Genomic DNA, 6,501 nt, shown 5'->3' on the forward strand with positions numbered 1-6,501 from the left:
CGGAGAGGCCCTCTCTTCGGTTATTTTGTTCAAAGCCGATACCCATGTAGGCCTTGAACAAGGTACACATCGCGGAGAGGCTGTGTGAAAACTCCCCCGATGATCTAAAGGATGGTATGCTTTCCGCGCGAACTGCGGAGGCATTCCATGGGGCAATTCATCGAGGGTATAGATCGTCATCAAGCGATGCTGCTGCCTGAGTGCTTGGATGATTATGTTGGGGAAGACAGCGCCGTTCGCGCGGTTGATGCCTTCGTTGAGATGCTTGATTTGCCCGGTCTCGGCTTCAACGCAGTACCTGCTTCGACGGGTCGGCCAGGTTATCATCCCGGATTAATGCTGCGGATCTATCTGTACGGGTACCTCAATCAGGTCCAGTCATCACGGCGCTTGGAACGCGAGTGCGGTCGCAATCTGGAACTCATTTGGCTGACGGGCCGGTTGAAGCCGGACTTCAAGACAATTGCCGACTTTCGGAAAGACAATGGGCCCGCGATCCGCAAGGTCTGCCAACAGTTCGTCGCGCTATGCCGTGACATCAATCTGTTGGACGGGAACTTGGTGGCCATTGATGGCAGCCGTTTCAAAGCAGTGAATGCGAAGGCAAAGAACTACACGCGCGGCAAGTTGCGCCAGAAGCTCGGTGAGATCGACAAAGCCATTGAGCGTTATCTGGGTGAACTGGATCGTGCCGATGAGGTGTTTGAGCAGACTGGCACAGTCTTGCCCGAGGCGCGCATGGAACGCACACTGCGGAAGTTGGAGCACCTCCAAAAGGAAGCCCGTCGCTATAGATCGATCGAGAAACGCATGGATGAAACGGGTGAGACACAGGTCTCGCTGAGCGATCCTGATGCACGTTCCATGGCGACGACGCCCCGCATGCCACGTGTGGTTGGATACAACGTGCAGACCGCGGTTGAGACCGAGAACCACCTTATCGTCGCGCACGAGGTGACCATGCAGGGCTATGACCGGGACGCCTTGTCGATGATGGCAGTGGCAGCACGCAATGTCATGGCCCCGGATCGGATCGAGGCCATTGCAGACAAGGGGTACTACAAAAGCGAAGAAATCCTCGCCTGTGAACAGGCCGGTATTGAGGTCGTTGTTCCCAAGCCTCAAACTTCGAATGCCGGCGCACGAGGACAGTTCGACAAAGCTGATTTTGCCTACAACACTGCGGCTGACACTTACATCTGCCCGGCTGGCCAAGAGCTGATCTACCGATTCACAGGCCAGCAAGATGGCAAAGCGATCCGGACGTACTGGTCCAGCCATTGCGAGGGCTGCGTCATCAAAAACAAATGCACGAACAGCAAAGAACGCCGCATCCGCAGGTGGGAACATGAAGATGTTCTGGAACGTGTGCAGCAGCGGCTGGACAAAGACCCCACCCAACTGGCTGTTCGCAGCATGACCGTTGAGCATCCCTACGGCACGATCAAGTCATGGATGGGAGCCACGCACTTCAAGATGCGACGGTTGAAAAACGTTGCCACCGAAATGGCCTTGCATGTCTTGGCCTACAACATGACCCGAGTGATGAAGATCATCGGCATCCCGGCCTTTATCACTGCGATGAGGGCCTAATAGGCGGTGGTTTGGCCAGACAACAGCGTCTCAGTACGCCCAGACACCCACAGGTCGCCTCAGAAACGCCATTCAGCCCAAATCTGACAGATCATTCGACAAAACACACGTCCAAGACCAAACGCCGACGATGCAACGCTATCCGTGCCAGTTTCCACACAGCCTCCGGACTCAGCTGCCGTTGGCTGCATGGCGGCTTTTCAAGAGCATAGTTTGGAGAGCATAGACCGCAGCGCGTCGGAAGCAGCTTCGTGCCGCTGTTTAGTGTCTTCGCCATCAGCGACCCACAGTGCCGCGTCAATCATCGCGCCGTTGACTAGGACAGCTAAGGCCGCTGCATCACCTTTGACAAAGGCATCCTGCCCTTGAAGTTCCGCAATAGCCTCTCTGAGCGGTTCTACACTTCCCTCCTGATCGATGTCGCGCAGCCGTTGGCCAAGCACAGCCGGACCATCCTGAAACAGAATTCGGCGAACTTCCGGGTCCAAGGCAGCTTCGAGATAGACGAGACATGTTTTGATGAAACTGCCTCGATCTACAGTGTCGCCACTCGCCACCAAAAGGCGCTCGCCGATCTCTCCATCAATCTGCCGGATCACGGCTTCTAACAGCCCCTCCTTGCCGCCGAAGTTATGGTAAAGCGCACCACGGGTCACGCCAGCTTCCGCGCATAGGTCATCCATAGAAGTGCCTGCGTAGCCTTTCTCAAAGAACCATTTCCGCGCCGTTGCCAAGAGTCGTGCAGAGGTTTCCGCCTTCTTCTGTTCACGCAAATTCATGAGGAAGAACCTCTCTTTTTTGTTGACATACGGATCGTATGCTATAATTCACATACATGACGTACGTTAAGGAGTTTGCAATGAGCATGCAACAAAAGATCACTCCAACTGTGAGAGCCGCAACGGCGCAAGACATTCCATTTCTTGCAAAAATGGACGTGGAAGCCTCAAAGCCACCCTTCGGTACGTCCTTCTGGGACGAGCTGCTTGAAGGCACCGGAACGGACACCCTGACATTCCTGGAGGCAATGTTTCGCGAAGCGGCTTCAAACTGGGGTGATGTGTCGGACTTCATCATCTTGGAAAGTGATGGTGTGCCGGTGGCGACCTGCGCCGTGTTCAAGCCGGAGCCAACGCCTGCCAGTGAAGGGCCACTGAACCTTGGCAAGCTCGATCAGATCGCTTGGGCGCTATCTTGGTCTGACGACACAAAGAACACCTTCCGCGCAGCCTATGAAAAGGTCTGGAGCGGCGACACTGGCTTTTTGAAACCGCAGGCTGATCTGATCATCGAAACTGTCGCCGTTGCGCCCGACCATCGCGGCAAGGGCTTTGGCACAGCCTTGATGCAAGCAGCGTTTACTCGTGGTCGCGACCTTGGTGCGAACAGCATCGGGATCATGGTCATTCACGGAAATGACGGTGCGCAAGCTCTCTATGAGAAACACTTCGAACCCTTCGCGACCTTTCATGGCGCGTATTTCGATCACGAGTTCCCGGGACTGACGAAGTACCGGGCGTCCCTAACCCAAGAAAAGGAGTAGACCTATGGACACTATGATTGTGATGTACAACCTCGCGCCTGATCAGGATCAGGCCGATTTCGAGAAATGGCTGCACGACGTTGATCTTCCCGGCTATGAGAAGGTCAAATCGATGAGCGATCCCGTCTATTATCGGGCGGAAGAAACGCTTGAAGGCGAGGCGCCACCTTACAAGTACGTAGTCGCCATCAAGTCGACCGAAGGCGGCGATGTTGACGACGAAATGACTGGCCCAGAATGGGAAGGCTTTGTCGCAGACTTTGAGAACCGCACGCGTGATGCGGTCTATGTCACAGCACAGCGCATCATTGGCTGAACGATCAAGGCGGAGGACCGGAACCGGACCTTCGCCGCACCTTGACGAACGAGCAAGTTGGGCTCTTCCGACACCTTCGCTGCCATGATCACTAGTGACCGGTTCGGGAAACAGCGCCATTCGCTGCACCGTGTCCCAACTGAAAAGACGCGGACAAAGCCCCATTTCGGTGCTGCTGCTCCAATGTTGGCTTTGAGAGCATCGAAGCGTTAATAACGGTCGCTATCGCCGAAGGCACTATCTTTCCAGGTTTGGTTCAAGAACCGTAGAACCAGCGGCTTATAGCCTCGCGGGTTGCGAACCAACGGTGATGCAAATTTTGCCAAGATGCGTTTTGGTCAGAAACATTTCCTGCGCCTTGCGAAGCTCCTTCAAGGTGAAGGTTTCGGCGATGACAGGCTTTAGGTCGCCTGCTTCTATGTAGCCGACGAGATCGTCGAACACCGAAGCGTCTTGCCGGGTGCTGCCGATCAATGTCAGGTCATTGAGGTAAAGCGTGCGCAGGTCTAGTTCCACGATTGGTCCCGCGATAGCCCCCGAGGTTATATAGCGGCCCCCAACTTTCAGCGCATCGAGGAGGTCCGGCCAGCGCGGCCCGCCGACCAGATCTAAAACGACGTCGAACCCACCAGCAGGATATTTGTCGTCGCGCTCCAGAGTTACATCCGCGCCAAGGGCGATCAGGGCGTCCGCTTTTTCAGCGGTCGTTATCGCAGTGACCTGCGCGCCCCGCCGTTTTGCAAGTTGAACAGCGGCTGAGCCGACGCCGCCCGAAGCTCCTGTGATCAACACGCGCTCCGCCCGTAATGCGGCGCGCTGGATCATACCCTCCGCCGTAGAGAAGGCGCAGGGAAACGAAGCGAGTTCGACGTCCGACAGTGAACTTTCGATACGTACCGCGTGCGCGGAATCAACGGTTGTGTATTTGGCAAAGGCCCCGTCGCGTTCAGACCCGAAGGTGATCAACGCATCGGTGTCTTTCGCGCCAGCCGGGAGATGTATCGGTCGCACCAGAACGCGATCTCCGATTCGGGCCGCATCGATATCTTCCCCGACTGCGACAATCTCTCCGCAGCAGTCGGTGCCCTGGATGCGCGGGAAGTCGAGTGCACCGGACCACGCACCATCCGCATCGGCTGCGCCGTCAGAGCTTTCGACGGCGGCCGAGGCAGTGCCGCCTCGTACCGACTTGGAATACCAGCCCGTACGTGTGTTGATGTCGGTATTGTTGACCGCGGCGGCGCGCACATGGATCAGGACCTCATGCGGAAGCGGTTCCGGTACCGGCACGTTCGTCCGGTAGACCAACTTTTCCAGCCCCCCATGTCCAGTCAGCGGGACGGCCTTCATGCGGGACGGAAGCATTTCAGGCGACCTGCTGACCCAGATGATCCGCCTTCGCATCACGTGGCAGTCTGTCCGGTGCGATGAATGCGGTCGCGATGCCCTTCACTTGGTCCAGACCGGCCGCACGCTTGTCGGCGTTATGATCGCCTTCAACGTCGAAGATCAGGTGGCTTTCCACATCGGCCAGTCCGCAATAGGCAAATGTGCCTACGTCTATCTGTGTGCGCATGGCGTCGTCGTAGCCGTATTTCCGGTAGGTCGCTTCTTTGGACCCCCCTATCCCGATCAGGACCGTCGGCTTGTTCCCCAACAGCGAAGACTTTGCGCCCTTGCCGCGATCCTCGACACCGTCGCCAAACTTGTAAGCCCATCCTTGTGTGAAAACGCGTTCGATCCACCCTTTCATCACGGCTGGCATTCCCCACCAGTAGACCGGAAAGATGAAAGCGAGCCGGTCGGCATTGTTCACACGTGCATGGGCAGCTGCGACCGCAGTGGGGATTGGGCCTCCCCAGAAATGTGCGTGATCTTCCTCGGTGAAGCGGGGATCGAATTCTTCCTGTTGCAAATCCAAAATATCGACATCCATTCCAGCTTCGATCAGCGGAGCGTGAAACGCATCCATGACCGCTGATGGATATTTGTTCCGGAAAGGATGGGCGAAAATAGTGAGTAAACGCATGTAAGCGGGTTCCTTCAGATCAGGGTAAGTGTTTCAGCAGCACTGCGGCCGAAGCCCGTGCTGACTGGATGGCGGCAATGCCGCAATAGCTTGCCGCCGATACCGCGCCTTCGAATATCACGAGCACAGCGTCTGTTGCGTCCTCGCTGCTCGTCTCTTTGACAACCAGATTTGCGACTAGGTGGCGAAGTTGTTGGCGATAGACGGCGACCTCGGCTTTCACCTCTTCAACAGCCGCGCCCGTGTCGCCGAGGGCGCGAAGGAAAAGGCACCCTCGCATGTCTTCCGCTTCGGACCAGTCCGCCAGCCTGGCAAAAAGCGCATCGACACTTTCGACATCGAGGGCGAGAAAGAACCGCTCGCGCCTTTGCTTCAGCGCTGCCGCCATGAGTTTATTCTTGTTGCCGAGGTGCTTGTAGAGCGTTCGGCTCGATACGTTTGCCGCATCGGTGAGGCGATCCATACCCGACGCCGTAAAGCCGTGCCGGTCGAAGGTTTGTTCAGCTGCAATGATGATTTGTTGTTTCGTGTTCATGGAGCAGTGGTAAAACGTTCGTTGTACAATTGCAATCCAGTTAGATCATTTCTTGCGTTTAGCTGACCACAATTCTGTTTCCAGAGTCTGGAGCAGTGACCCTTAAGGCCTTGGGTCACAAAGCTTTGGACAAACCACTCTTAAATTTTGCCGCTTATTTGACGGCAGGCGAAGGAGCGGACATCGGCGCATAGCGCAGCATTGGTCTCTCTGGGCTCTTAGCTGCGATCAGTAAGAACGGCGGCTTTCCCGCATTTCTGATTTTTGGATCAATCTCGTCACGTGAAGGTCAAAGTCAACTGACATTCAACCAAGAAGAAATGGTGCACCCGGCGCGATTCGAACGCGCGACCTTTCGCTTCGGAGCTGGTCAAATGGCCTTTCCGAATTGCACGATAGAGCACGCCAGAGCACGATAACTACCTGAAATACATTGATTTTCACAACCCGTACTCCGAAGTCTCTATCCGACAATACGCCTTGAT

7 protein-coding genes are annotated in these 6,501 nt (G+C 55.9%); 3 read left to right on the forward strand and 4 right to left on the reverse strand.

Annotated features, from left to right (window positions below; translation table 11 throughout):
* The first annotated feature begins 147 nt into the window (after positions 1–147).
* Positions 148–1,593 (forward strand): IS1182 family transposase, encoded by a 1,446-nt coding sequence (locus H7847_RS18990; protein WP_227271055.1) that lies wholly within the window; start codon positions 148–150, stop codon positions 1,591–1,593.
* Positions 1,594–1,793: 200 nt separating this feature from the next.
* Here H7847_RS18990 and H7847_RS18995 read toward each other — a convergent pair whose 3' ends face one another.
* Positions 1,794–2,372 carry a TetR/AcrR family transcriptional regulator gene (locus H7847_RS18995; RefSeq protein WP_227271056.1) on the reverse strand — a complete coding sequence of 193 codons (579 nt, stop codon included), beginning with the start codon at positions 2,370–2,372 and terminating at the stop codon, positions 1,794–1,796.
* Between the two features lie 80 nt (positions 2,373–2,452).
* Between H7847_RS18995 and H7847_RS19000 the strand changes: the two genes are divergently transcribed.
* Both H7847_RS19000 and H7847_RS19005 read left to right on the forward strand, forming a co-directional pair.
* Positions 2,453–3,136, forward strand: coding sequence for a GNAT family N-acetyltransferase (locus tag H7847_RS19000; protein ID WP_227271057.1), 684 nt, complete (start codon positions 2,453–2,455; stop codon positions 3,134–3,136).
* A 4-nt stretch (positions 3,137–3,140) separates the two neighbouring features.
* Positions 3,141–3,452, forward strand: a complete 312-nt coding sequence (locus tag H7847_RS19005) for a hypothetical protein (protein ID WP_227271058.1) — start codon at positions 3,141–3,143, stop codon at positions 3,450–3,452.
* A gap of 279 nt (positions 3,453–3,731) precedes the next feature.
* Here the strand turns inward: H7847_RS19005 and H7847_RS19010 are convergent, their stop codons facing one another.
* Genes H7847_RS19010 through H7847_RS19020 form a run of 3 tightly spaced genes read right to left on the reverse strand, consistent with a single transcriptional unit; the run spans position 3,732 to position 6,016 of the window.
* Complete coding sequence (locus H7847_RS19010) at positions 3,732–4,817, reverse strand: alcohol dehydrogenase family protein (protein ID WP_227271059.1); 1,086 nt, start codon at positions 4,815–4,817, stop codon at positions 3,732–3,734.
* 1 nt (position 4,818) lies between these two features.
* Positions 4,819–5,481 (reverse strand): NAD(P)H-dependent oxidoreductase, encoded by a 663-nt coding sequence (locus H7847_RS19015; protein ID WP_227271060.1) that lies wholly within the window; start codon positions 5,479–5,481, stop codon positions 4,819–4,821.
* 19 nt (positions 5,482–5,500) lie between these two features.
* Positions 5,501–6,016 (reverse strand): TetR/AcrR family transcriptional regulator, encoded by a 516-nt coding sequence (locus tag H7847_RS19020; protein WP_227271061.1) that lies wholly within the window; start codon positions 6,014–6,016, stop codon positions 5,501–5,503.
* Positions 6,017–6,501 lie beyond the last annotated feature (485 nt).

This window comes from Roseobacter weihaiensis (genome assembly GCF_020622345.1).
In the GTDB taxonomy this organism is placed as follows: Bacteria; Pseudomonadota; Alphaproteobacteria; order Rhodobacterales; family Rhodobacteraceae; genus Roseobacter; species Roseobacter weihaiensis.

What these genes read in the sequence shown, in the direction of transcription:
- H7847_RS18990 (WP_227271055.1), top strand. Translation starts at nt 148, where the DNA reads ATGGGGCAATTCATCGAGGGTATAGATCGTCATCAAGCGATGCTGCTG.
- H7847_RS18995 (WP_227271056.1), bottom strand. Translation starts at nt 2,372, where the DNA reads ATGAATTTGCGTGAACAGAAGAAGGCGGAAACCTCTGCACGACTCTTG.
- H7847_RS19000 (WP_227271057.1), top strand. Translation starts at nt 2,453, where the DNA reads ATGAGCATGCAACAAAAGATCACTCCAACTGTGAGAGCCGCAACGGCG.
- H7847_RS19005 (WP_227271058.1), top strand. Translation starts at nt 3,141, where the DNA reads ATGGACACTATGATTGTGATGTACAACCTCGCGCCTGATCAGGATCAG.
- H7847_RS19010 (WP_227271059.1), bottom strand. Translation starts at nt 4,817, where the DNA reads ATGCTTCCGTCCCGCATGAAGGCCGTCCCGCTGACTGGACATGGGGGG.
- H7847_RS19015 (WP_227271060.1), bottom strand. Translation starts at nt 5,481, where the DNA reads ATGCGTTTACTCACTATTTTCGCCCATCCTTTCCGGAACAAATATCCA.
- H7847_RS19020 (WP_227271061.1), bottom strand. Translation starts at nt 6,016, where the DNA reads ATGAACACGAAACAACAAATCATCATTGCAGCTGAACAAACCTTCGAC.